This window comes from Thalassobaculum fulvum (genome assembly GCF_014652915.1).
Lineage (GTDB): Bacteria > Pseudomonadota > Alphaproteobacteria > Thalassobaculales > Thalassobaculaceae > Thalassobaculum_A > Thalassobaculum_A fulvum.
On sequence record NZ_BMZS01000009.1, the window covers coordinates 73,734 to 97,031 of the forward strand.

Annotated in this window: 23 protein-coding genes and 1 pseudogene; 12 read left to right on the forward strand and 12 right to left on the reverse strand. The window is 71.1% G+C overall.

The window, feature by feature from the left end; translation table 11 throughout:
* Positions 1-8: 8 nt before the first annotated feature.
* Positions 9-764 (forward strand): sensor histidine kinase, encoded by a 756-nt coding sequence (locus IE246_RS18470; RefSeq protein WP_189992409.1) that lies wholly within the window; start codon positions 9-11, stop codon positions 762-764.
* A gap of 10 nt (positions 765-774) precedes the next feature.
* Here the strand turns inward: IE246_RS18470 and IE246_RS18475 are convergent, their stop codons facing one another.
* Positions 775-1,542, reverse strand: a complete 768-nt coding sequence (locus IE246_RS18475; RefSeq protein ID WP_189992411.1) for an alpha/beta hydrolase — start codon at positions 1,540-1,542, stop codon at positions 775-777.
* 49 nt (positions 1,543-1,591) lie between these two features.
* Between IE246_RS18475 and IE246_RS18480 the strand changes: the two genes are divergently transcribed.
* Genes IE246_RS18480 through IE246_RS18495 form a run of 4 tightly spaced genes read left to right on the forward strand, consistent with a single transcriptional unit; the run spans position 1,592 to position 4,911 of the window.
* On the forward strand, positions 1,592-2,845 hold the full coding sequence (locus tag IE246_RS18480; RefSeq protein WP_189992413.1) for a glycosyltransferase family 4 protein: 1,254 nt from the start codon (positions 1,592-1,594) through the stop codon (positions 2,843-2,845).
* A gap of 44 nt (positions 2,846-2,889) precedes the next feature.
* A complete protein-coding gene (locus IE246_RS18485; RefSeq protein ID WP_189992414.1) occupies positions 2,890-3,840 on the forward strand; it encodes a glycosyltransferase family 9 protein in 951 nt (316 codons plus the stop codon).
* A 7-nt stretch (positions 3,841-3,847) separates the two neighbouring features.
* The gene (locus IE246_RS18490; RefSeq protein WP_189992416.1) at positions 3,848-4,495 is read left to right on the forward strand and encodes a glutathione S-transferase family protein; all 648 of its coding nucleotides are present in this window, start codon (positions 3,848-3,850) and stop codon (positions 4,493-4,495) included.
* A 26-nt stretch (positions 4,496-4,521) separates the two neighbouring features.
* On the forward strand, positions 4,522-4,911 hold the full coding sequence (locus IE246_RS18495; protein WP_189992417.1) for a RidA family protein: 390 nt from the start codon (positions 4,522-4,524) through the stop codon (positions 4,909-4,911).
* 177 nt (positions 4,912-5,088) lie between these two features.
* Here the strand turns inward: IE246_RS18495 and IE246_RS18500 are convergent, their stop codons facing one another.
* Positions 5,089-6,153: a hypothetical protein gene (locus IE246_RS18500; RefSeq protein WP_189992419.1), complete on the reverse strand. Its 1,065-nt coding sequence runs from the start codon at positions 6,151-6,153 to the stop codon at positions 5,089-5,091.
* A gap of 273 nt (positions 6,154-6,426) precedes the next feature.
* Between IE246_RS18500 and thrS the strand changes: the two genes are divergently transcribed.
* Both thrS and infC read left to right on the forward strand, forming a co-directional pair.
* The gene (gene thrS / locus IE246_RS18505; RefSeq protein ID WP_189992420.1) at positions 6,427-8,349 is read left to right on the forward strand and encodes a threonine--tRNA ligase; all 1,923 of its coding nucleotides are present in this window, start codon (positions 6,427-6,429) and stop codon (positions 8,347-8,349) included.
* Positions 8,350-8,370: 21 nt separating this feature from the next.
* Complete coding sequence (gene infC, locus IE246_RS18510) at positions 8,371-8,910, forward strand: translation initiation factor IF-3 (RefSeq protein WP_189992837.1); 540 nt, start codon at positions 8,371-8,373, stop codon at positions 8,908-8,910.
* Positions 8,911-9,111: 201 nt separating this feature from the next.
* On the opposite strand, the gene IE246_RS18515 is transcribed toward infC, so the two are convergent.
* Positions 9,112-10,131 carry a GNAT family N-acetyltransferase gene (locus IE246_RS18515; protein ID WP_189992421.1) on the reverse strand — a complete coding sequence of 340 codons (1,020 nt, stop codon included), beginning with the start codon at positions 10,129-10,131 and terminating at the stop codon, positions 9,112-9,114.
* 41 nt (positions 10,132-10,172) lie between these two features.
* On the opposite strand from IE246_RS18515, the gene IE246_RS18520 reads away from it, so the two are divergent.
* On the forward strand, positions 10,173-10,379 hold the full coding sequence (locus tag IE246_RS18520; RefSeq protein ID WP_189992424.1) for a hypothetical protein: 207 nt from the start codon (positions 10,173-10,175) through the stop codon (positions 10,377-10,379).
* A gap of 9 nt (positions 10,380-10,388) precedes the next feature.
* On the opposite strand, the gene ltnD is transcribed toward IE246_RS18520, so the two are convergent.
* Positions 10,389-11,306: an L-threonate dehydrogenase gene (gene ltnD, locus IE246_RS18525; protein WP_189992425.1), complete on the reverse strand. Its 918-nt coding sequence runs from the start codon at positions 11,304-11,306 to the stop codon at positions 10,389-10,391.
* Between the two features lie 26 nt (positions 11,307-11,332).
* Entirely contained in the window at positions 11,333-12,163 is an 831-nt protein-coding gene (locus IE246_RS18530; RefSeq protein WP_189992427.1) for a sulfite exporter TauE/SafE family protein, read from the reverse strand.
* Positions 12,164-12,309: 146 nt separating this feature from the next.
* Between IE246_RS18530 and IE246_RS18535 the strand changes: the two genes are divergently transcribed.
* Complete coding sequence (locus IE246_RS18535; protein ID WP_189992429.1) at positions 12,310-12,981, forward strand: DNA-3-methyladenine glycosylase I; 672 nt, start codon at positions 12,310-12,312, stop codon at positions 12,979-12,981.
* 4 nt (positions 12,982-12,985) lie between these two features.
* Here the strand turns inward: IE246_RS18535 and IE246_RS18540 are convergent, their stop codons facing one another.
* The 7 genes and pseudogenes from IE246_RS18540 to IE246_RS18570 form a co-directional block, all read right to left on the reverse strand.
* Entirely contained in the window at positions 12,986-13,744 is a 759-nt protein-coding gene (locus IE246_RS18540) for an SDR family NAD(P)-dependent oxidoreductase (RefSeq protein ID WP_189992430.1), read from the reverse strand.
* Between the two features lie 182 nt (positions 13,745-13,926).
* Positions 13,927-14,865: an ABC transporter substrate-binding protein gene (locus IE246_RS18545; RefSeq protein WP_189992432.1), complete on the reverse strand. Its 939-nt coding sequence runs from the start codon at positions 14,863-14,865 to the stop codon at positions 13,927-13,929.
* Between the two features lie 31 nt (positions 14,866-14,896).
* On the reverse strand, positions 14,897-15,202 hold the full coding sequence (locus IE246_RS18550) for a lipid-A-disaccharide synthase N-terminal domain-containing protein (protein WP_189992839.1): 306 nt from the start codon (positions 15,200-15,202) through the stop codon (positions 14,897-14,899).
* Between the two features lie 12 nt (positions 15,203-15,214).
* On the reverse strand, positions 15,215-15,997 hold the full coding sequence (locus IE246_RS18555; RefSeq protein WP_189992433.1) for a glycosyltransferase family 2 protein: 783 nt from the start codon (positions 15,995-15,997) through the stop codon (positions 15,215-15,217).
* A gap of 93 nt (positions 15,998-16,090) precedes the next feature.
* Positions 16,091-17,923: pseudogene (locus IE246_RS18560) on the reverse strand (methyl-accepting chemotaxis protein); the annotation flags it as partial.
* Between the two features lie 335 nt (positions 17,924-18,258).
* On the reverse strand, positions 18,259-18,981 hold the full coding sequence (locus IE246_RS18565; protein WP_189992437.1) for a haloacid dehalogenase type II: 723 nt from the start codon (positions 18,979-18,981) through the stop codon (positions 18,259-18,261).
* 115 nt (positions 18,982-19,096) lie between these two features.
* Positions 19,097-21,376, reverse strand: coding sequence for a carboxylesterase family protein (locus IE246_RS18570; RefSeq protein WP_189992438.1), 2,280 nt, complete (start codon positions 21,374-21,376; stop codon positions 19,097-19,099).
* A gap of 207 nt (positions 21,377-21,583) precedes the next feature.
* Here IE246_RS18570 and IE246_RS18575 point away from each other — a divergent pair, with 207 nt between their 5' ends.
* The 3 genes from IE246_RS18575 to IE246_RS18585 are packed head-to-tail and all read left to right on the forward strand — an operon-like array spanning position 21,584 to position 23,263.
* Positions 21,584-22,243, forward strand: a complete 660-nt coding sequence (locus IE246_RS18575) for a sulfite oxidase-like oxidoreductase (protein ID WP_189992441.1) — start codon at positions 21,584-21,586, stop codon at positions 22,241-22,243.
* Positions 22,236-22,799: a glutathione peroxidase gene (locus IE246_RS18580; RefSeq protein ID WP_189992443.1), complete on the forward strand. Its 564-nt coding sequence runs from the start codon at positions 22,236-22,238 to the stop codon at positions 22,797-22,799. The genes IE246_RS18575 and IE246_RS18580 overlap by 8 nt, the downstream gene beginning before the upstream one ends.
* Complete coding sequence (locus IE246_RS18585; protein WP_189992445.1) at positions 22,796-23,263, forward strand: tetratricopeptide repeat protein; 468 nt, start codon at positions 22,796-22,798, stop codon at positions 23,261-23,263. Before IE246_RS18580 ends, IE246_RS18585 begins: the two co-directional genes overlap by 4 nt.
* Positions 23,264-23,298 lie beyond the last annotated feature (35 nt).

Here is a 23,298-nt window from a genome sequence, read left to right on the forward strand (position 1 = left end):
GGGGTCCGATGATGGAAACGGGGCTCAGTGCGGCCGACAGCCGCCGACGCCTGTCCCGGGAGGCTGCGAACCAGCTCCGCGAGATCGCACACGAGCTGCGCAACCCCTTGAACGCCCTGACGGCGATCGCCGAGATCTTCCGCGACCAGCGGTTCGGGCCGCTGCCAGGGGACAGGTACGCCGAGTATGCCGAGCTCGCCCACGGCGCGACGCTGCGCATGCTGCAGCTGTGCGACCGGCTGCTGCTCGAAGATCCGACGGCCCCGTCGGTGGCGACCGCGCCGGTCGGCAAGGTGCTCACCGACATCGTCAGCCTGTTCGGCCCGATGGCGGAGGAACGCGGCGTGACGCTCAGCCTCGACCTGTCCGCGGCCCTGCCGGACATCCCGGTCGCGGTCGAGGCGTTGACCTCGGCGGTCAACAACCTGGTGGTCAACGCCATCAAGTTCACGCCGCGCGGCGGCCGGGTCACCGTCGCCGCCCGTGCCGAGCCGCTGGAGAACGTGGCGGTGCTGGTGATCTCCGACACCGGGGTCGGAATGGATCCGGAAGAGCTCGCCCGCACCATGGCACCGGGCTGGGGGCGCGGCCACTCGACCGTCGGCGTGCATGGCGATACCGGCAGCGGCATGGGTCTGGCGGTGGTGCGCCGGCAGGTCGAGCTGCTGGGCGGCACCCTGGAGCTGCGGTCCCAGAAAGGGGTCGGCACCTGCGCGATCATCCGGCTGCCGCTGCCCGGCGGACCCTCCCTGGCGGGTTGCTGAGCGCCGCCGTTCAGCCGGCCAGCAGCGCGTCCACCGTTTCGGTCAGGATCGCCAGGTCGCGGTCGGTCGAGAGCCGGTGGTCGCCGTCCTTGATCAGCCGGATCTGGACGTCGTCGCCCTCGAGCCGGTCGGCCAGGGTCAGGGCGTGCCGGTACGGCACGTCCGGGTCGCGCATGCCCTGCAGCAGCCGGACCGGCACCCGGATAGGGATCGGCGCGCGCAGCAGCAGGTGGCTCCGGCCGTCCTCGATCAGGTCCATGGTGACGATGCTCGGCTCGTCCGAGTATTCCGAGGGCATCCGCAGGATGCGGTCGCGCTCCAGGGTTGCCCGCTGGGTCGCGTCGAACTCGGCCCACATCAGGTCCTCGGTGAAGTCCGGCGCCGCCGCGATCCCGACCAGGCCGGCGACCCGCTCCGGCCGCGCCAGCGCGAGCAGCAGGGCGATCCAGCCGCCCATCGACGAGCCGACCAGGACCTGCGGTCCCTCGGTCAGGGCGTCGAAGGCCGCCACCGCGTCGTCGCGCCAGCGACCGATGGTGCCGTCCTCGAACCGGCCGGAGGACTGCCCGTGGCCACGGTAGTCGAAGCGCAGGAAGGCATGGCCGCGGTCGCGGACATGGGTCTCCAGGGCGGTCGCCTTGGTTCCCGTCATGTCCGAGGCGTAGCCGCCGAGGAACACCACCCCGGGGTTGCGGCCGGCGGTGCGGTGATACGCGAGACTCCTGCCGTCGGCGGTCGCGAGGCGGTCCGGCGACGCCGGCTGCGGCGCGTGCGTCATTGTGCTAGTGTCTCCCGGATTCGTGGACCATCGATGGCTGGAAGGGCCGGTGAACGAGCCGCTCGATCAGGGCGCGACAACAGCGCCGGACTCTAACAGGATCATCGAGGATTACGAAGCGTTCCGCCGGCCCGGCCCCAAGGGTGCGCCGACGGTTCTGCAGGTCCTCCCGGCGCTGGTCTCGGGCGGTGTCGAGCGTGGCACGGTGGACGTGGCGCGTGCCCTGGTCGAGGCCGGCTGGCGTGCGCTCGTGGTCTCGCGCGGCGGGCCGATGGTGCGCGAGCTGGAGCGTGTCGGCGCAACCCACATAGCCCTGCCGGTCCACTCCAAGAATCCGCTGCACTGGCGCGCGACCTTCGACGCCCTGGTCGACCTGATCTGGCGCGAGGGCGTCGACGTGGTGCATGCCCGTTCGCGCATGCCGGCCTGGCTGGCGTGGCGGGCGGCGCGCCGCAACCGGGTGCCGTTCGTGACCACCTTCCACCAGCGTCCGGCCGCCGCGACGGCGCTCAAGCGCTACTACAACTCGGTGATGGTGCGCGGCGACCGGGTGATCGCGATCTCGCACTACGTGGCCGACCGGCTGCTCGCCGACTACGGCCTCGATCCGGTGCGCCTGCGGGTGATCCCGCGCGGCGTCGACCTGTCGCTGTTCGACCCCGACAAGGTGACCGCCGAACGGCTGATCCGGCTGTCGGAGCGCTGGCGGATCCCGGACGGCGTGCCGGTGGTCGTGCTGCCGGGCCGGGTCACCAAGTGGAAGGGTCACGGCCTGTTGGTCGACGCGCTGGCCGGGCTGGAGCGCGGGTCGTTCCATTGCCTGATGGTCGGCGAGGACGGCGGGCGCCGCAGCGTGAAGGCGGCGCTGGAGCCGCGGATCGCCAGGCTCGGCCTGACCCCCTACATCCACTTCGTCGGGCGCAGCGACGACATGCCGGCGGTCTACAAGCTGGCCGACGTGGTGGTGTCCGCCAGCCTCGACCCGGAACCGTTCGGCCGGGTGATGATCGAGGCCCAGGCCATGGGCCGCCCGATCGTCGCCACCGACCACGGCGGCGCGCGCGAGACCGTGCTGCCGGGCGAGACCGGCTGGCTGGTGAAGCCCGGCGACCCGCAGGCGCTGGCCGACGGCATCCGGACGGCGCTGGCGCTCGACGCCGCGGGCCGGCAACGGCTGGCCGAGCGCGCGGTTGCGCATGTGCGCGAGAATTTCTCGCGCTATCAGATGTGCGCGCGCACCCTCGCGGTGTATAGCGAACTGCTGGACGAGCGGGCCCGGCCCGGTGCCGCCGCCGACCGCTGATCCCTGTTCCGTCGATCCCTGTTCCGCCGCCGTCTGCGAGTCGCATGCCCCACAGCCGCATCCTGGTGATCAAGCTCGGCGCCCTCGGCGACTTCCTGATGGCGCTGGGGCCGATGCAGGCGATCCGCCGGCATCATCCGGACGCCGAGCTGGTGCTGCTGACCCGCGCCGCCTACCGGGCGCTCGGCGAGGCGACCGGACTGTTCGCCGAGATCTGGGTCGACCCGGCGCCGCGCTGGAGCCCGGTCGCATGGTGGCGCTGGCGCTCGCGGCTGCGGTCCGCCGGCTTCACCCGGGTCTACGACCTGCAGACCTCGGACCGCAGCGCCGGGTACTTCCGGCTGTTTCCCGGCGATCGCCGGCCGGAATGGTCCGGCAAGGTGGCCGGTGCCAGCCACCGGCACGACTATCCCGAGGATCACCGCCTGCACTCGATCGACCGGCAGCGTGCCCAGCTCGCGATCGCCGGGATCGCCGACGTTCCCCTGCCGGACCTCTCGTTCCTGGACGGCGACCTTTCGCGTTTCGGCCTGCCCGAGCGTTTCGCGCTGCTGATCCCGGGGTCGTCGCCGGAGCGACCGGTCAAGCGCTGGCCGATCGAGCGTTATGCCGAGCTGGCGGCCCGGTTGGCGGCGCAGGGAGCGGTCCCGGTGGTGGTCGGCGGCGAGGCCGAGGCGGCGGCCGGGCGGGCGATCCGCGACCGGGTGCCGGCGGCGCGCGACCTGACCGGCCGCACCGGCCTCGGCCAGCTTGCGGCGCTGGCCCGCCGGGCGGTCGTCGCGGTCGGCAACGACACCGGCCCGACCCATCTGGTGGCGCTGGCCGGCTGCCCGACGGTGGCGCTGTTCTCGGCCGCCTCGGACCCGGCCAAGACCGCGCCCCGCGGGGCGGAAGTGTGCGAGCTGTACGCGCCGGCGCTGGCCGACCTGCCGGTCGACCGGGTGGCGGCGGCGGTCGACGATCTGATCCGGTTCGAGGGAGATGCACCATGCTGAAGGTGTCATGCTGAAGGTTTGGGGGCGCCGCGACTCGTTCAACCTGCAGAAGGTGATGTGGCTGGTCGGCGAGCTCGGGCTGGAGCACGAGCAGGTCATGGCCGGCGGCTCGTACGGCGGGCTCGACGATCCGGCGTTCCGGGCGATGAACCCGCACGGCCGGGTGCCGGTGATCGACGACGACGGCGTGGTGGTCTGGGAATCCCACGCCATCCTGCGCTACCTGGCGGCGAAGCACGGCGCGCCGGCGTTCTGGGCCGAGGATCCGGCCGAGCGCTCGCAGGCCGACCGCTGGATCGACTGGTCGGCGACCACCCTGCAGCCGGACTTCCTGAACGGCGTGTTCTGGGGCTTCTACCGCACGCCCGAGGCCGAGCGGGACACCGCCGCGGTCGCCACCAAGGTCGCGGCCTGCGCCCGCCACATGCGGCAGCTCGACCGGGCGCTCGCGGACCGGCCGTTCCTCGGCGGGGACCGCCTGGGTCTCGCCGACATCCCGGCCGGCACCAACCTGTTCCGGTACTACGGCGTCGACATCGAGCGGCCGTCGGTGCCGAACGTCGAGGCCTGGTACCGGCGCCTGCAGGATCGCCCGGCCTATCGCGAGCACGTCATGCTGCCGTTCGACCACCTGTACGGCCGGCTGGCATACTGATTCCCGTCATTGGCAGGGAGGCCGGCATGTCGCACCGCACGATCGACCCGAAGACCATCGTGACCCTGGGGGTCCCGAACTACACCCACGCTGTCGCCAGCGAGGCGGCGACCCGCTGGCTCCACCTCTCCGGGCAGGTCGGGGTGGCGCCGGACGGCCGCACCGCCGACGGGGCGTTGGCGCAGTGCCGGCAGGCCCTGGCCAATGTCGCCGCCCTGCTGGCGGCCGACGGCATGACCGTCGACGACGTCGTGCACATGCGGATCTTCCTGCTGGACCGGGCCGACATCCCGGCGCTCAGGGAGGCACGCGGCGAGTTCCTCGGCGACCGCCGGGTGGCCAGCACCCTGGTGCTGGTGTCGGGCCTGGTCGACCCGGCCTGGAAGGTCGAGATCGAGGTGGTCGCGGCACGGTAGGGGCGGCTGGTGGGTTCCGGATCGGCCCCGCCTCCGGCGCGTCCGTCCGGAATGGCGACAGGATGGAAAGCGGGGATCGAGCGCGGCCCCCACTTCTTGTCGTCATTCCGGACGGACGCGCCGCACTCGGCGCGGTCGAGCCGGACACCATACAGCGACGGGCGCCTGCCGGTTTCCTCAGTTCTCGCCGAACAGGAAGGCCAGCAGCGCGAACCGGCGGCCGGAGCGCATCGCCATGACCTCGTGCAGCAGCGAGCACGAGAACACGATCGCCGAGCCGGTCGGGGTCTTGTAGGCGGCCTCGGAGAACTCCGGGAACCGCAGCTCGGCGCCCTCGTACTCGTCGGCGTTCAGGTTCACGGTAACCGCGAACCGGCGGTGCGCCACGAACGGCAGGCTGTTGTCGCGGTGGCCGTGCTGCGAGCCGCCGCGGTAGCCCTCGTAGCAGGCGATGCGATAGCGCTCGTGCCGGGTGACCCGGTAGTTGAAGGCCTTGTGGATCTCCGGCATCAGCCGCGGCACCAGCCGGCTGTCGATGAAGTTGTTGGTCTGGGGCGCGCAGACCCAGTGGTCGATGCGGTCGTTGCGGCCGTATTCCGGGATCCGCATCTTGCAGTCGGTGGTGCGGCCCTGGAGCTGATTGTGGCCGGGCTCGACGAACTCCTGGCCCTGCATGGCGTAGATGCCGATCAGCTTGCGGCAGTCCTCCGGGCTCAGCACGTCCGGCACCACCAGCACCGGCGCGTGGATCGCCGGCACGCCGTCGGCCTTGCGCTTCTCGGCCAGCGGCCGGACCCGGTCGAGCACGGCGGCGGCCGGATCGCCCTCGGTGCCGGCATCCAGGCGCAGCAGCACGTGGCAGTTCGGCGCGATCGCCAGCACCGCGGCACCGTCCGCGCCCATCCCGGCCGGCACGCCCATCAGCCGGAACGCCGAGCCGTCCGGGTCGGCCAGCACCGGGAACGGCGCCGAGGTGGCTCGGTCGGCCTCGGCCGCCGGCAGCACCAGGTGGACGTGGACCCGCAGCTCGTCGAGGGCGTCGCGCGCCCGCGCGAAGGCGTCGAGCACCGCGGCGGCCTGCGGGCGGGCCAGGGCGCCGGCGAACACCAGGACCTGGAAGCGCCCGGCCTCCTCGTCGGCGAACGCGTCGAACGGCGTGCCCGAGCGGTGGCGCAGGGCCAGGCGCGGGGCGATGTCGCCGGTCTCGGGCCGTGCGGCGGCGGGCTGGATCTGGACGGTCACGCCGGCACCTCTTGGTTGGTGGCTGTGGAACTGATAGCGCGCCCCGGCGCCGGTGCAAGCCTGCAATGCCGACGCCGCCCTTGCGAGGCCGCCGCCGGCGCGTTAAGTAACGCCGCGTCATGACAATTGCAGGCGAACCGATGCGCCGCTCGCGCGAGCTGACTAGCAGGCCGTCTCGGACGATCTCCGTCTGAGGCGGCGCCCATTGCACGGGCCGGTGACCGCCGGCCCGACCGGTCCCTGTCAGTCAATCGCTTCGAGTCGAGACACGCCATGCCTGCCATCACGCTTCCCGACGGTTCCGTCCGTTCCTACGACAAGCCGGTGACGCCGGCCCAAGTCGCCGCCGACATCGGCCCCGGCCTCGCCAAGGCGGCGTTCGTCGCCAAGGTCGACGGCAGGTTCGTCGACCTCAACACGACGATCGAGAACGACGCCCAGCTCGCGCTGGTCACCCGCAAGGACGAGGCGGCGCTCGAGCATATCCGCCACGACTGCGCCCACGTGCTGGCCGAGGCGGTGCTGGAGCTGTACCCGGAGACCCAGGTCACGATCGGCCCGTCGATCGAGAACGGCTTCTACTACGACTTCTACCGCGAGCAGCCGTTCACCCCGGACGACCTGGTCGCCATCGAGAAGCGGATGCACGACATCGTCGACCGCGACGAGGCGATCACGCGCGAGGAATGGACGCGCGACGAGGCGGTGCTGCACTACAAGAAGACCCACGAGCCGTTCAAGGTCGAGCTGGCCGAGGCGATCCCCGAGGGCGAGATCATCAGCTTCTACCGCCAGGGCGAGTTCCTCGACCTGTGCCGCGGCCCGCACGGCCCGTCGACCAAGTCGGTTGGCCACGCCTTCAAGCTGATGAAGGTGGCCGGCGCCTATTGGCGGGGCGACAGCAGCAAGCCGATGCTGCAGCGGATCTACGGGACGGCGTTCGCCGAGCAGAAGCAGCTCGACGCCTACCTGCACATGCTGGAGGAGGCCGAGAAGCGCGACCACCGGCGCCTGGGGCGCGAGCTCGACCTGTTCCACATCCAGGAGGAGGCGGTCGGCTCGGTGTTCTGGCACCCCAAGGGCTGGACGCTGTATCGCATCATCGAGACCTACATCCGCGGCCGGCTCGAGGACGGCGGATACAAGGAGATCAAGACCCCGCAGCTAATCGACCGGTCGCTGTGGGAGGCCTCGGGCCATTGGGAGAAGTTCCGCGAGAACATGTTCACGGCCAATGCCGAGGACGACCGCGTGCTGGCCCTGAAGCCGATGAACTGCCCCGGCCACGTCCAGGTCTACAAGCAGGGCCTGAAGTCGTACCGCGACCTGCCGCTGCGCCTCGCCGAGTTCGGCTCGTGCCACCGCAACGAGCCGTCGGGCGCGCTGCACGGCATCATGCGGGTGCGCGCCTTCACCCAGGACGACGCCCACATCTTCTGCACCGAAGACCAGATCACCGCCGAGAGCATCCGGTTCTGCGACCTGCTGAAGAGCGTCTACAAGGACTTCGGCTTCGAGGACATCCGCATCAAGTTCTCGGATCGCCCGGCGGTACGGGCCGGCGAGGACGCGGTGTGGGACCGGGCCGAGGGCGCCCTGCGGGCGGCCTGCGACGCCGCCGGCCTCGAGACCACGCTGAACCCGGGCGAAGGCGCGTTCTACGGCCCGAAGCTGGAGTTCGTGCTGCGCGACGCCATCGGCCGCGACTGGCAGTGCGGTACCCTGCAGGTCGACTTCGTGCTGCCGGAGCGGCTCGACGCCGAGTATGTCGGCGAGGACGGCGCCCGCCACCGGCCGGTCATGCTGCACCGGGCGATCTTCGGCTCGATGGAGCGCTGGCTCGGCATCCTGATCGAGCAGTATTCCGGCCGGTTCCCGCTCTGGCTTTCGCCGGTGCAGGTCGTCGTCGCCACCATCACCAACGACGCCGACGACTATGCCGCCGAAGTCGCCGCGGTCTGCAAGGCGGCCGGGTTGCGCGTGGCGATGGACCGCCGCAACGAAAAGATCAATTATAAGGTACGCGAGCATTCCGAGGCCAAGGTGCCGGCGATCCTGGTGGTAGGCGCGCGCGAGGCCGAGGGCCGCAGCGTCGCCCTGCGTCGTCTCGGCGGCCAGGCGCAGGAAGTGCTTGCACTGGACGAAGCGGTTAATAGACTTAAATCCGAGGCTACTCCGCCCAGCGGACAGTCGTGACCATCAGAAGGAGATGACCCCATAGCTAGACCACCCTTCAACGCCGCGCCGCCTGCCAAGGACGGCCCGCGCGTCAACCGCGAGATCAACGTGCGCACCGTGCGGTGCGTCGGCCCCGATGGCGACATGCTCGGCGTGCTGAGCCTTCACGAGGCGCTGGCACGCGCCGAGGAGTACGGCCTCGACCTGGTCGAGGTGTCGCCGAACGCCGACCCGCCGGTCTGCAAGATCCTCGATTTCGGGAAGTTCAAGTACGAGGCCCAGAAGAAGAAGAACGAGGCCAAGAAGAAGCAGAAGGTCATCGAGGTCAAAGAGATCAAGATGCGCCCGAACATCGACGATCACGACTACCAGACCAAGATGCGCGCCGTGAACCGGTTCCTCGAGGACGGCGACAAGGTCAAGCTGACCATGCGCTTCCGGGGCCGCGAGATGGCGCACCAGGAGATCGGTCTCAACGTGCTGAAGCGCGTGCAGGACGAACTGGCCGAGGTGGCCAAGGTCGAGTCCTACCCGAAGCTGGAAGGCCGCCAGATGATCATGGTGGTGGCCCCGCGCTGACGCGCGGCCCCGCTCTACCCGTTCGCAACGGCCCGGGGCACCCGCCCCGGGCCGTTTGTCGTTTCCAATGCACCCTCATCCCGGACGGATGCGCGCCAGCGCGGCCGATCCGGGACCTACCAATCGGACCGGGTAGGTCCCGGATCGCGTCAGGCGCGTCCGGGATGAGGGAGGTTGGTGGAGCTGCACGTTGCGCCGTACTCAGAACCACGTGCCGGTCAGCGTCACCGGCGCGACCCCCAGGCCGAGCTTGAAGCGGGTGACGCCCGGCATCGAGGCGTCGAGGCCGCCGAGGTCGAGCCAGCGCACACCGGCGGCCGCCAGGCGCACGACGCCCTCCCAGACCAGCCGGTTGTGGGCGTGGGCGGCGCGGCCGTCCGGGCCGGTCCAGGCGAGGTGGTAGGTGGCGGCGTCGCCGTGGCGCAGGAACAGCACGCCGGCGACCGGCTCGGAGCCGCGCTCGGCGCGCAGCACCAGCACGTCCTGCGGGTTCGGCGCCAGCACCGCCAGGGCCGCCGCGAAGGTGCCGGTCGGCCCGCCGAAGCGGCGTCGGCGGCGGTGCTCGTCGTGGCGCTCGACCAGCCAGCCGAGGGCCGCGCCGCCGTGCGAGTCGCGAATCCGCAGCCGCTCCCTCTCGGCCCGCACGAGCTGGTTGCGCCAGTTCTGCCGCAGCCCGGCGCGCAGCGCGTCGGGGCCGGGCGACAGGTCGAGCCAGGCGGTGGTGTAGCCGGTCACCGTGCGGTGCATGCCGAGCCCGCGCATCAGCCGGTCGGCCCCGGGGCCGTCGGCCAGCTCCGGCGTCCAGAACAGCGCGTTCGCGCGGGCCAGCGGCCAGCGGTCGCGGATCAGCCGGAAGACCGCGTCCCGGACCGCCGGGTCCGGCTCGGGATCGAGGAACAGCGGCCCGCGCACGAGCTTGACCAGCCGGACCGTGCCGGCGACCGACCAGACCATCGCCTGCACCAGGGCGACGGTGCGGCCGCCGCTGCGGAAGACCCCGCGAACCGGCCGGTAGGGCGAGCCGGCGGCGATCGCCTCGCCATAGGTCCAGCTCTGCTCGAGCGGCACGCGGCCGGCCGCGGTCAGCAGCTTCGTCCAGTCGCGCTCGGTCGCGCCGCCCCAGACGCTCTCGACGCCGTCCAGGGAGGGGCCCGGCATCCCCTTGCCGGCGCCGGCCTTCGGATCCGCTCCGCGCCGCCGCTGCTGCCGCCGTTGTGCCATCCGTGTTCCCCGCCCGCTTGCGAGCGGGTAGTCTCCCGTCCGTGATCAGCCTGTTCAAGAAGCCCGTGCGCGTCCACGGCCACGCGATCCCGTCCCGCCGCTATACCGGCTGGGCGCTGCTCTACGTGCTGCTGTTCGTGGCGCTGCCGATCACCGCCCTGATGCTGCTGCTCGACCTGCTGGGCTGGGCGGTCACGGTAAAGCTGCTCGGCGCCTCGTGCTACGGCGTCGGCTGCCTGCTCGGCTGAGAGCAGGACCTACGCGCCGTCCTTCTCCGGCGGCAGCTCGATGCCGGTCAGCTTCTGGAACACCTTGATGACCGCCGAATCGTCCTGCCGCCCGAGGCCGGCCGCCGAGGCCGCCAGGAACTGCTGGTGCGCGGTGGCGGTCAGCGGCAGCGGGAAGGTGTGCCCCCTGCCGGTCTCCAGCACGATGCCGAGGTCCTTCACGAAGATGTCGACCGCGCTCTTCGGTGCGTAGTCGCCGTCGAGGATGTGCGGCACCCGGTTGTTGAACATCCACGACGCGCCGGCCGAGTTCGAGATCACCTCGAACAGGGTGCTCGGGTCGACCCCGGCGCGGATGCCGAGGGCCATCGCCTCGGCCGAGGCGGCGATGTGGACGCCGGCCAGCAGCTGGTTGATGGTCTTCACGGTCGAGCCGGTCCCGTGCTTCGGGCCGAGCCGGTAGACCTTGCCGGCGATCGCGTCGAGCACGTCCTGGGCCAGCAGGAACGCTTCGTCCGGACCCGAGGCCATGATCGACAGGTTGCCGGATTCCGCGCCGACGACGCCGCCGGACACCGGGGCGTCGATCATGTGGATGCGGTGCTCCGACAGCAGGAACCCGGTCTCGACCGCGAAGCTGGCCGGTACCGTGGCGCTGGCGATCACCACCGAGCCCTCGTGCAGGGTGCCGGCGGCGCCGGCCTCGCCGAACAGCACGGTGCGAACCTGGTCGGCGGTGGCCACCAGGACGATCGCGACGTCGACCTCGCGGCCGAGTGCGGCCGGGCTGGAGGCCGCGCGGCCGCCGGCCTCCTCGAGTTCCAGGATCGCGGAATCGCGGACGTCGAAGCCCCAGGTCTCGAAACCCGCGCGGCACAGGGATCGTGCCACGCCGATGCCCATCGAACCGAGCCCGATGACCCCGACGGTGGTCTTGGAAGCGGCCATGATCTGTTCTCCGATCCGACGATGGTTCAGCCCATCAGCTTGATGAACATACGCACGGACGTGACCGCGAGGAACAGGGCAAACGCTCGGCGCAGCCAGATCCGCGGCAGGGCATGCGCCAGCTTGGCGCCGACCGGGGCCATCAGCACCGACATCGGGAAGATCAGGATGAAGCCGACCAGGTTGACGTAGCCGATCGACAGCGGCGGCACGTCGTCGACCGACAGGCCGGCGGCCATGAAGCCGATGGCGCCCGGGAGCCCGATCGCCAGGCCGAGCGCCGAGGCGGTCCCGACCGCCCGGTGGATCGGGAAGTTGAAGGCCGACAGCACCGGCACCGACAGGGTGCCGCCGCCGATCCCCATCATCACCGAGAAGGTGCCGATCACGAAGCCGAGCAGGCCCGACTTGAACCGGTTGACCGGCAGCGCGTCGGCCACCCGCAGGCCGTTCGGTGTCGCCATGTTGAGGGCGACCAGGGCGGCCACCACGGCGAACACCGCGGTCAGGACCGAGCCCTTCACGAAGCCGGAGATGCCGGCGCCGAGGACCGCTCCCAGGAACGCCGCCACCGCCCACACCTTCAGCAGCTCGACGTCGACCGAGCCGCGCTTGAAGTGCGCGCGCATCGAGGCGATCGAGGTCGGGATGATGGTGGCGAGCGAGGTCCCGACGGCGACGTGCATGGCCGACTGCGGCGCCAGTTCCAGCACGCCGAACAGGTAGAACAGCACCGGCACGATGACGATGCCGCCGCCGACCCCCAGCAGCCCCGCCAGGGTTCCGGCCACCCCGCCGGTGAACAGCAGGGCGATCACTTTCGGCAGCAGGTCGATCAGGTCGACGTCGTAGGGCATCGCAACGGGTCTCCAGGACAATCGGTGCCCGTTCCTATCCTCACCGATGGCGATTTGGAAGCACACGCCGGCCGCATTGGTGTGGTGCAGTATGGCGAGCGATCCATGCGGCTGCCCAGGCGGCGGCCAGGTTCGGGAGGAACGCCATGCCGGCCTCGTTCGACCAGTTGTACGCTCGCGCCGCCGAACGCCACGGCGGGACGCAGGCCGTCGAGAGCCAGTTGCCGGTGCCGAAGTCGCGCGAGACCCTGGCGGCGATCCCGGACGACCGCTGGCTGTCCGAAATGACCCGGCGGGTGTTCCAGGCCGGCTTCAACTGGAGCGTCGTCGACACCAAGTGGCCGGGTTTCGAGGCGGCGTTCGAGGGCTTCGAGGTGCATCGCTGCGCGATGCTGAGCGACGACGACATCGACCGCCTGCTGTCCGATCCGCGGGTGGTGCGCAACGGGGCCAAGATCCGCTCGGTGCGGGAGAATGCGGCGTTCCTGATCGAGCTCGCCGCGGCCCACGGCTCGGCCGGGCGGGTGTTCGCCGACTGGCCGTCGGAGAACTTCGCCGGGCTGCTCGAGCTGCTGAAGGCCCGGGGCTCGCGGCTCGGCGGCCTGGCCGGTGCGCTGTCGCTGCGCAGCCTGGGCAAGGATTCCTACCTGCTGTCCGGCGACGTGGTGGTGGCGCTCAAGCGCGAAGGCGTGATCGACGGCCCGCCGGGCTCCAAGCGGGCCATGGCCGCGATCCAGTCGGCGTTCAACGCCTGGATGGCCGAGAGCGGCCGCGGCCTGTCGCAGATCAGCAAGGTGCTGGCGCTGAGCGCGGGCTGATGCCTCAGGCCAGCCCGCCGTTGACGTGGACGACCTGGCCGGTGACGTAGCCGGCGTCGCGCGACAGCAGGAAGCCGATCGCCGCCGCCACCTCGTCGGAGGTGCCCATCCGGCCCATCGGGATGCCCGCCGTCACCTGGGCCCGCAGTTCCGGCGTCACCGCGGCGTGGGTGCCCGGGTCCTTCTGGATGAAGCCGGGGGCCACCGCGTTGACCGTCACCCCGTCGGGCGCCAACTCGAAGGCCAGGGCCCGGACGTGGCTCTCCAGCGCCGCCTTGGCGCCGGCGGTGGTGGCGAAGGTCATGACGCCGGGGCGGAACACGTGCGGGCCGAACGCCGAGACCGCGACCAGCCGGCCGGCCGGCGACGCCTTCAGGTGCGGGGCCGCCGCCTGGGCCAGTGCCACGAAGCTGCGGGCGATGCCGTCATAGGCGGCCTCGACCTTCGCCGGGTCGGCCTGCAGCAGCGGCGTGCGGTCGGCCCAGCCGGCGTTCGCCACGACGCCGTCGAGGCCGCCGAACGCCTCGACGGCCCGCGCCACCAGGGCGGCCGGCAGGGCGGGGTCGGCGAGGTCGCCGGTCATGGTCTCGGCCCGGCCGCCGGCGGCCCGCACCGCCGCGGCGACCGCGGCCAGCCCGTCGGCGTTCCGGCGGGTGTGCAGCAGGGCGTGCAGGCCGGGCCCGGCGAGCCGGCGGACCAGGGCGGCCCCGATGCCGCTGGCGGCGCCGGTGACGAGCAGGCGGAAGGGGAGTGTGTCGGTCATGCGGCGATCATTGCGGCGTCGCCGGCAAAGCGCCAGCACGAGTTGGCGGGGGTGGAGCGGCGGGGTGGATTCCGGAGTCGTCCGCTACGCGACCGCTCCGGAATGACGAAGGAAAGAGGGCAAGCACGGATCCCCTCTTTGTCGTCACTCCGGAGCCGCGCAGCGGACTCCGGAATCCAGTCCTATGCCTCTGCCGCCAGCGGTTCCCAGGCCGAGCCGCGGTAGCCGGCGTTGAACAGGTCGGGGTGCAGGATCTCGGCGAGGATCTCGACCGAGCTGACCAGTCGCGGGCCCGGCCGGTTGAAGTAGGCGTTGCCGTCGACCGCCCACACCCGGCCTTCCCTGACGGCCCGGGTCTTCGCCAGCGTCGGACGCTCCACGAACACCCGGCCCTCGGCCATGGTGCGTGGCAGGTCGAAGCCGCACGGCATCAGCACCATGGCGTCGGCCCCGGACCCGGCGATCTTGGCGAGCGTGGTCGGCACCGCGTGGTCGCCGCTGTCGGCCAGCACCGGCCGGCCGCCGGCCGCGGTCACCAGGTCCGGGACCCAGTTGCCGGCGATCATCGGCGGGTCGAGCCATTCCACGCAGGCGACCCGCGGCCGCTCGCGCTCGCCGCTCAGGCGCTCGGAGATGATCCCGACCCGCTCGCGGGCATGCTCCGACAGCTCTCGCCCGGCCCAGCCGAGGTCGAGGGCGTCGCCGACCATGGCAAAGCTGTTCCACACTTCGGTCAGCGTCGCCGGGGCGAGCGAGACGACGGTCGGCGCCGTCCCGGTCCACTCGGCGAGTGCGGCCGCCAGATCCTGCTCGGTGACCGCGCAGGCCTCGCACTGGTGCTGGGTGAGGATGATGTCGGGGCGGACGGCGCGTAGGCGCTCGGCGTCGACCTCGAACACCGAGAGCGCCTTGCCGATCAGCTTGGCGACGTCGCGGTGGATGGCGCGCGACGGCTTGGCCGGGTCGACGCGGGCGCGGGTCAGCACCGGCGCCGCCTCGGCCTCCGGCGGGAAGTCGCATTCGTGGCTGCGCCCGACCAGCCGGCCGGCCAGGCCGAGGGCAGCGACGATCTCGGTCGCGCTCGGCAGCAGCGACACGATCCGGGGCGCGTGCTCGGTCATCGCTGGTTCCCCGAAGCCGTGCCGCCGGCGGTCATGAGGCCTGCACCCCCGCCGCCTGTTCGCGGCGCTCGCGGTAGATGAGCCAGAGGTTGCGGCTGTAGATGAACAGCCCGGTTCCCTGGCCGAGGATGAACACCGGATCCTGGCGCCACAGCGCGTAGACGAACAGCGTGGCGCCGCCGGCCAGCGAGAAGTACCAGAACGCGATCGGGATCACGCTCTTGCGGCTGATCTCGCTCTTCAGCCACTGGACCAGGAAGCGCATGGTGAACATGGCCTGCCCGGCGAAGCCGACGACCAGCATGATCGTCTCCTCGATGGACAGGTTGCGGAACATCTCCACGGTCGATCACTCCACTTCGTGGGCGTCCAGGCCGCGCGGGGCGCGGCGGATCAGCCATATCACGCCGATCAGGTCGGGGATACCGACCAGGGCCCGGCCGAGATTGTTGTATTTCGAGCGCCCGCTCTCGCGCGCCCGGTGATTGACCGGCACCACCGAGACGCTCGCGCCTTCGCGCTGGGCGAGGGCCGGAAGGTAGCGGTGCATGTGGTCGAAATACGGCAGCCGCAGGAACAGCTCCCGCTCGTACAGCTTCAGCGAGCAGCCGGTGTCGGGATTGTCGTCGCCGAGCAGGGCGCGGCGGACGGCGTTGGCGAACACCGAGGCGCGCCGCTTGGCCCAGCTGTCGCGGCGGTTGACCCGGTGGCCGGTGACCATCACCCGCCTGCGGCCGGCGGCGTCGGCGTCCTGCCAGACCTTGAGCAGCTTCGGGATGTCGGCCGGGTCGTTCTGGCGGTCGCCGTCGAGGGTGGCGATCAGCCGGCCGCGGGCCGCCGTCACGCCGCTGCGCAACCCGGCGCTCTGGCCGGCCCGGCGCGAGTGCCGGATGACCCGCAGCTCCGGCGCCTGGGCGCGCAGCGACGCCAGCACCTCCGGCGTGCGGTCGGTCGAGCCGTCGTCGACATAGACGATCTCGAACGGACACACCGGCCCCAACGCCGCCCGGATCTCGGCGACCAGCGGGGCGACGTTGTCTTGCTCGTTCAGGACCGGGACGACGACCGACAGCAGGGGCGTGCTGCGCGATGTCGGCGGGGTCTCGGCCGGCGAAAGCTGGCGGTCCGGCACGGGGCGTCGGCTCGTCGTTGGGAGTTGCGGCCCCTGATACCGCCGGGAGGGGCGGGAGTTCAAGGAAGAAGGGACGCGCGGACCCCGCCGACGCTACGCGGCCCGCACCTCGGCAAGAAAGCTCCGGACGGCGCCGCGCAGGTTCTCCGCCTGCCGGGCGAGGTCGTCCGAGGCCCGGCTGACGCTGCCGGAGGCCTGCGCGGTCTCGCGGGCCGACTGGCCGACATGGGCGAGGTTGTTCGACACCGCGTCGGTTCCGGCGGCGGCGTCCTGGGCGCTGCGGCTGATCTCGGTGGTGGTCGCCGTCTGTTCCTCGATGGCGGCGGCGATGGCGGAGGTCGTGCCGTCGATGTCCTCGACGTCGCCGGCAATGGTCCGGGTCACGCTGACCGCCTGGTCGGTGCACTCCTTGACCGCCGCGAGCTGGGCGGTGATCCGGTCGGTCATGCTGCGGGTCTGGGTGGCCAGCGCCTTGACCTCGCTGGCGACCACGGCGAAACCCTTGCCGGCGTCGCCGGCCCGGGCGGCCTCGATGGTCGCGTTCAGCGCCAGCAGGTTGGTCTGCTCGGCCACTTCGGAGATCGACACGACGATCTCGTCGATCTGGGCGACCGCCCGCAGCAGTTCGTCCATCTGCTGCCCGGCGTTGCGGGTGCCGACGGCGGTGGCGCGCAGCCGGTCGGCGTTCGCGGCGACCTGACCGTTGACCTCGCGGATCGCGGCGGACAGCTCCTCGGCCGCGGTGGCGACGGTCTGCACGTTGCCGGCGGCCAGCCCGGCACCGTCGACCGCGGCCCCGGTCTGGGCGGTGGTCTCCTCGATCGCCGCCGACAGCTGCTGGGCGATCGCCTGCAGTTCGGTGGCCGCCGAGCCGACCGTGTCGACGATGCCGCCGACCTGGGTCTCGAACCGGTCGGCGAGCTCCAGGGTGGCGCGGCGCTTGTCCTGTTCGGCGCGCTGCTCGGCCTCGCGGCGTTCCGCCTCCAGGCGCTCCTTCTCGATCGCGTTGTCCTTGAAGACCTGCACCGCGTCGGCCATCTCGGCGATCTCGTCGCGCCGCTTCGGCGACGGGATCTCGACCGTGGTGTCGCCGCCGGCGAGCCGGCGCATGATGCCGGTGATCGCCGTGATCGGGCGCACGATGGACCGGTTCATGACCCAGGCCATCGCCAGGGCGAGGCCGAGCGCCGCCAGGCCGATCGTAACGGATATGACGAACGCGTTCCGCAGGGCCGCATCCTGGGCGCTGCGGTCGAAGCCGATGGCGGCGACGCCGATCGTGCGGCCGCCGAAGTCCTCGACCGGCGTCAGGATCGCGGCATGGGAGACCCCGCGGACGTCGAGCCGCGGCACGATCGTCGGCTCCGAGGCCGCGGCGGCGGCCGTCAGTGTCTGCGGATCGAGGGCGACCCCGTCGGGAAAGGTGCTGGCGAAAGCCTCGACCTTGCCGGCGTCGATCAGGTAAAGGGCGGCCGGCGAGCCCGAGCGCCCGCTGAAGCGATCGAAGAAGGCCTGGCCGAAGGACAGGCCGAACTCCACCGAGCCGACCTGCTCGCCGTCGCGCCGGACCGGCACCACGCCGCGCATGCCGAGGCCGGCGACACCGTGCTCCAGGCCGGAGATCGCCTTGCCCTCGGTGTTCACCTCGACCACGGTCAGCCGGAACCCGGACAGGTCGTCCCCGAACTTCTCCGGCTTGTGCACGCGCAGGAACGACGTGGCGGGCGCCAGGTGGAACTGGAACTGCTCGACGTCCTGATCGGCCGCCAGCGCCTTGTACTGGGGCACCACCAGGGCGGCGAGCCGGTCGCGGTCGCGGGCCGCCAGGGCCTCCTGGACCGCGGTGTTCCCGGCAACGCTCGCGGCCATCGCACGGGCCCGCTTCGCCTCGGCGGCGATCGCGTCGGTCAGCTGGACGCGCAGCCCGGCCAGCTCCCGCCGGAACGCCTCGTCGCTCAGCCCGGTGGCGACCCACAGGTTGGCGGCGGTCGTGACCGCGACCGCGAGTAGGGCGCTGACGGCCAGTGCCAGCGCCAGGCGAAGGCCGATGCCGGCCGTTCCGATAGTCTTCATGTGCCGACTCACCGCGTCGATGGGTAAACGCGCGGCGAAATAGCGGTGAATCCCTTTCGCTATTGTTAATGTCGAAGCGATTCAGGAAAATTAGTGAAAACTAATCTTTATACTAAGGCATAGGGTGTGGGGCGGCATCTCTGTTCCGCAGGCCGGCGTCTTGCCGGTGGCGACGTCCGGCGCCCGCTTCAGCCGGCCAGCGCCGCCCGATGCGCGGCGACCATGTCCGCCATGCTGTCGAACCGGAAGTCGAAGCGCGGCATGTCCCCCGGGTTCATGGTCGCGCCGAAGCCTTGCTTGTCGTGGCGCCGGAAGATCCAGCACGAGGCCAGGCCGTGCCGGTTCGCCGGCCCATGGTCGTGGAACATGCTCTCGGCGGTGTGCAGGATGTCGGCCTTGCCGATGCCGAGGGTCTGCAGCTTCGCCAGCATGTACTCGAAGTTCCGGTCCGACGGCTTGTACGAGCCGATGTCCTCGGCGGTGTAGATCGCGTCGAAGGCGACCTGGAGCCTGGCGTTGCTGGCGGCGAAGCTCTCGTTGTCGACGTTCGACAGGATCACCAGCTTGTAGTGCCGCTTGAGGTAGCGCAGGGCCTCGGCCGAGTCCGGGAACGCCGGCCAGTCCCTGACCGAGCGGCCGTAGGCGACGCACTCCTGCCACTCGACCGGCACGCCCCACTCCTCCGCCAGCCGGCGGTACACGGTTGCCAGCAGCTCCTGGTAGCGACGGGCCGGCGTCTGCGCCTGCTGCGACGACTCGTGCCGGGCATGAGCCTCCAGGATCTCGTCGCGGCCGAGCGGGCGCCCGACCTTCGCCGTCAGCGGTTTCAACCCGTCGACCATGCCGGTCTCCCAGTCGATCAGGGTGCCGTAGCAGTCGAAGGTGAGGGCCTTGAAGTCGGTGAGTTTCATGGCGCGCATCCCGGCAGGTTCGCAGGGGAAACAGTGTCGCCCGGCGGCCGACGCTCCGCAAATGCCGACGCGTGCGCCGGCGGCGGAGGCCCGCAACGGGGATGCGCCGGCCGGCTCACTCGCCCGGGACGCGCCACTTCGGATAGACCGCGTCCGGCCTCCAGACGGTGTCGCACGACGCGGCCGACGCCATGCCGTCGATGGTTCCGGGGAAGCTGGGGGCGAAGGGCGCCAGCACGGCCTGACGGTCGTCGCCCGACGGGTAGAACTTCAGCCGGATGCCGTCCGACGAGACCTCCCCCGGAAGCGTGCCCGTGGACGCGAACGCGGCCCAGTCGCCGGTCGTCGAGGTGAGCGTCCAGGCGGCGTCGTCCGAGCCGTCCGGGCCGAAATGGCCGAACGTCGAGAATACCGCCGGCAGCTCGTAGCCGTGGCAGACGGACTGGTAGGTCTTCCGGTCCCCGTTGTTGCAGAGGTCGCCGGGGAACACCGGGCTGTCCGTCGCCGGCGCCCCGGAGAACAGATACATGCCGACCGGGACCGGCGTGTCCTGCGCCGTCCGCTGCGCGATCGCGGTCCGCGCCACCTCGATGTTGCCGCAGCGGAACACCAGGTCGGTGCCGACCCGCCCGAACGCGGTGGTGCCGGTATAGAGAGATTCGGTGAAGGGCAGCAGCGTGTCGTCCGCCGCCACGAAACCGCTCGTCTCCTTCGAGTAGGCCGGGCAGACGAAGTCCGCGGGATCGGCTGGCGTGAGATCCTTCGGCAGCTTCACCGGCAGCCCGCAGTACGGCTGAATGTCCCTGTCGTCCTTCGGGGTCGCCAACTGGCGGTGAACAGCCGCGACCGCTTCGTTGGCCGACAGGCCATCGGGCCGGGTGTTGGTCAGCAGCGCGTTGATCGCGTCGCCGTAGCCCAGGTCGAACGCCAGCGGCGCGCCGATCATGCCGACGAACAGGTCGGCCTCGTCGCGGTTGGTGCCGAGCAGCACCGGGATCGGGTTCGCCTGCCCCGCGGACCCGCTGTAGAAGCCCTGCTCCAGCGGCTGGCCGGGGAACAGGACGCCCTTCTCGTCGCCGACGAACGGCGTCCAGGGCAGCAGCGCGAACCAGCGCTGCCCGCCGGGCGCGTCCTTGATGTCGTCCAGGGTCGGGAGGATGGCGTTCTGGGTCTCGGCGATGACCGCGGCCGGGACGACGTATCCGTCGAGTGCGTTCTTCTCGGTCAGTTTCTCGAAGCCGGTGGCATAGGGGAACGCATCCCCGTCGGACTTCGCGGCGGCGCCGTAGTCGCAGGTCTTTTCGGCGTACCCGCCGCCGACCGCCTTGTCGTAGGCCGTGCGGACGAACCGGCACGATTCCGCGTTGACCTCGGCGGCGACAATCCCGTCGTTCGGCTGCTGGTAGTCGTGCTGCCGGTACGGTACGCCGAACGGGTTGCTCTCCATGATCGCGCGGTGGAACAGCGAGCCGCCCGACGCGGTGTTGAAGATGTGCAGGCCGACCGACATGGCGCCCGCGCTCTCGCCGAACACCGTGACGTTGCCGGGATCGCCGCCGAACTCGGCGATGTTGGCCTGCACCCACTCCAGCGCCTTCTTCTGGTCCAGGATGCCGTAGTTGCCGTAGGACTTCCGGCCGGCACCCGCGTCGTCGGCGTTGTGGTACAGGAAGCCGAGCGCTCCCAGGCGATAGTTCAGGGTGACCAGGATCAGGCCCTTCGCCCCGTCCGGCAGCGCCTTCTCCTTCTGCTGCGCTTCGGCCGCCTGGATCAGCCCGACGCCGCTGTACAGCGCCCGGTCCGGATCGAAGCGGGTCGCCACCTTCCCTTCCTTGTCGATCTCGACGCTGAGGGCGCCGTCGCCACCGGAGCCTTCGATGAACGCACCGCCGTGGATGAACACCATCACCGGCGCCTTGGTGGCGTCACCGGACGTGTAGATGTTCAGGAACAGGCAGTCGTCGTCGCCGATGCCGACCTTCTCGGTGTCGTCGCCGTCGTCGTTCCGGCCTCGTCCGCGCTGCAGCTGGCCGGCATGAACCTGCGGGCAGACCGTCGCGAAGTTCCGGGCGTCGACCGTCGGCGGCGTATCGCCGGCGCGGGTCAGGCCGACGTCGGGCAGGGCGAAGTCGGGCAGGGCGAAGTCGGGTGCCTGCCACCGGTCGGCCCGGGCATAGCGCAGCCCGAGATACGACTTGATGGCGGTCGACCCGCCCTGGTTCGGGTAGCGGCCGCACAGCGACAGCGGGGTCGCGCCGGGACCGCTGCCGTCCCTGAACAGCGTGACCTGGTCGACGAAGTCGCAGGACGACGTGTCGCTGCTCTGCGAATGTGCCTGCGTCGACCCGGCGGCGACCGCCAGGCCGAAGGCCAAGGACACGACGAAACCCCGCATGGTTCCCCTCCCTCGAGTGCGATATGCACGATCCCGCCTGCAGGGTCGCACGCGACCGCGTTGCGCTCTAAGCGGCAAGTTTTGACAAATCATTGCAATCTACCGGGGTGCCGTGCCCGCACGGGCAAGTGATCGTCCGGCCGTGACCGCGGGGCTGGCGGTCGCATTGAGGAGGTCGCATATCCAGTCGCAGCGGAGTATCGATCGATGACCGACGGACCGTTCATTCCGCCCGAGCGGGCCAAGCTGGTGGAGCGCAAGACGGCCTGGGCGCGCGAGCGCCGGGCGCCGGCCGGCCGCGGCGACCCCATGGCCCGGCGCCTGCCGCCCGGCCAGCACCGGGTGCGCGACTGGCCGGTCCTCGACCTCGGCGCCCACCCGAACCTCAACCCGAAGGACTGGCGGCTGTCGGTCGAAGGGCTGGTGGCGACCCCGACGGTCTACTCGCTCGCGGATCTCGCGGCGATCCCGCCCTTCGAGGTGACCGCCGACATCCACTGCGTCACCGCCTGGTCGCGGCTGGACAACCGCTGGCGCGGGGTCGCCACGCGCGACCTGATCGCCGAGGTCCGGCCGCTCGACGAGGCCCGGTTCGTCATCTTGAAGGGCTATGACGGCTACACCACCAACCTGTCGGCCGACTGGCTGCACGAGCCGGATTCGCTGATCGCCACCCACTGGGAGGGCAAGCCGCTGACCCGCGAGCACGGCGGGCCGGCGCGGCTGGTGGTGCCCGCCCTGTACTTCTGGAAGAGTGCCAAGTGGATCCGGTCGATCCGGTTCGTCGCGCGCGACGTAAAGGGCTTCTGGGAAGCGCGCGGCTACCACGATGTCGGTGACCCTTGGAAGGAACAGCGCTATGGGTAAGGCACTGCGGGCGATCCTGATGACCGCGATGACGCTGCTGGGAGGCTGGACCATGACCGCGCGAGACGCCGCGGCCGAGACGGCCTGGGATTTCACCTTCACCTCGATCGACGGCGAGGCGATGCCGCTGTCGTCCTGGAAGGGCAAGGCGCTGCTGGTGGTGAACACCGCCTCGCGCTGCGGTTTCACCCCGCAGTACGAGGGGCTGCAGGCGCTGTGGGAGCGCTATCGCGACCGCGGCCTGGTGGTGATCGGCGTGCCGTCCAACGATTTCGGTGGCCAGGAGCCGGGCAGCGCCGAGCAGATCAAGGCGTTCTGCCGGACCAACTTCGCCGTCGACTTCCCGATGACCGACAAGAACCAGGTGATCGGCGGCGACGCCCACCCGTTCTACCGCTGGGCGGCGGCGTCGCTCGGGGCCGAGGCGGTGCCGCGCTGGAACTTCCACAAATACCTGGTCGGGCCGGACGGCCGTCTGGTGTCCGCAATCCCGACCCGGACCGACCCGCTGTCGGAGCCGGTGATCGCTGCCGTGGAGAAGGTGCTGCCCCGATGATCCGTCCCGCTGCCGCGCTCGCGGCCCTGCTGCTGCTGACCGGCCCGGCCTCGGCGATGGCGCCGGCCCCGTCGACCGAGGAGCCGGCCGACGGCGCCAAGATGTCCGACTACGACAGGGCGATGGCGCTGATCGACGACGAGCGCTATGCCGAGGCGGTGCCGCTGCTGCAGGCGGTGGTGAAGCGCGCGCCGAAGAACGCCGACGCCTGGAGCCAGCTCGGCTTCGCCTCGCGCAAGTCGGGCAACTGGAAGGAGGGCGAGGGCTTCTACGCCAAGGCGCTGGCGCTCGACCCGAACCACCAGGAAGCGATGGAGTATCTGGGCGAGCTGTACCTTGAGACCGGTCGGCCGGAGCAGGCCGCGGCGCTGCTGGCCCGGCTGGTCAAGCTGTGCCCCGACGGCTGCGAGGCGCGTTCCGAGCTGGAAGAGGCGATCGAAGAGCACGCCCGCTCCAGGAAGTAGGCAGGACGACGGCACGCAGGCGAGAACCACCGTTA

Coding starts and splice junctions, on each gene's coding strand:
- IE246_RS18545 (WP_189992432.1), bottom strand. CDS start 14,865: ATGACCGAGCACGCGCCCCGGATCGTGTCGCTGCTGCCGAGCGCGACC.
- IE246_RS18475 (WP_189992411.1), bottom strand. CDS start 1,542: ATGACGCACGCGCCGCAGCCGGCGTCGCCGGACCGCCTCGCGACCGCC.
- IE246_RS18575 (WP_189992441.1), top strand. CDS start 21,584: ATGACCGACGGACCGTTCATTCCGCCCGAGCGGGCCAAGCTGGTGGAG.
- IE246_RS18570 (WP_189992438.1), bottom strand. CDS start 21,376: ATGCGGGGTTTCGTCGTGTCCTTGGCCTTCGGCCTGGCGGTCGCCGCC.
- IE246_RS18515 (WP_189992421.1), bottom strand. CDS start 10,131: ATGGCACAACGGCGGCAGCAGCGGCGGCGCGGAGCGGATCCGAAGGCC.
- IE246_RS18565 (WP_189992437.1), bottom strand. CDS start 18,981: ATGAAACTCACCGACTTCAAGGCCCTCACCTTCGACTGCTACGGCACC.
- IE246_RS18580 (WP_189992443.1), top strand. CDS start 22,236: ATGGGTAAGGCACTGCGGGCGATCCTGATGACCGCGATGACGCTGCTG.
- IE246_RS18490 (WP_189992416.1), top strand. CDS start 3,848: ATGCTGAAGGTTTGGGGGCGCCGCGACTCGTTCAACCTGCAGAAGGTG.
- IE246_RS18540 (WP_189992430.1), bottom strand. CDS start 13,744: ATGACCGACACACTCCCCTTCCGCCTGCTCGTCACCGGCGCCGCCAGC.
- IE246_RS18550 (WP_189992839.1), bottom strand. CDS start 15,202: ATGTTCCGCAACCTGTCCATCGAGGAGACGATCATGCTGGTCGTCGGC.
- IE246_RS18530 (WP_189992427.1), bottom strand. CDS start 12,163: ATGCCCTACGACGTCGACCTGATCGACCTGCTGCCGAAAGTGATCGCC.
- ltnD (WP_189992425.1), bottom strand. CDS start 11,306: ATGGCCGCTTCCAAGACCACCGTCGGGGTCATCGGGCTCGGTTCGATG.
- IE246_RS18495 (WP_189992417.1), top strand. CDS start 4,522: ATGTCGCACCGCACGATCGACCCGAAGACCATCGTGACCCTGGGGGTC.
- IE246_RS18535 (WP_189992429.1), top strand. CDS start 12,310: ATGCCGGCCTCGTTCGACCAGTTGTACGCTCGCGCCGCCGAACGCCAC.
- IE246_RS18470 (WP_189992409.1), top strand. CDS start 9: ATGATGGAAACGGGGCTCAGTGCGGCCGACAGCCGCCGACGCCTGTCC.
- IE246_RS18585 (WP_189992445.1), top strand. CDS start 22,796: ATGATCCGTCCCGCTGCCGCGCTCGCGGCCCTGCTGCTGCTGACCGGC.
- IE246_RS18485 (WP_189992414.1), top strand. CDS start 2,890: ATGCCCCACAGCCGCATCCTGGTGATCAAGCTCGGCGCCCTCGGCGAC.
- thrS (WP_189992420.1), top strand. CDS start 6,427: ATGCCTGCCATCACGCTTCCCGACGGTTCCGTCCGTTCCTACGACAAG.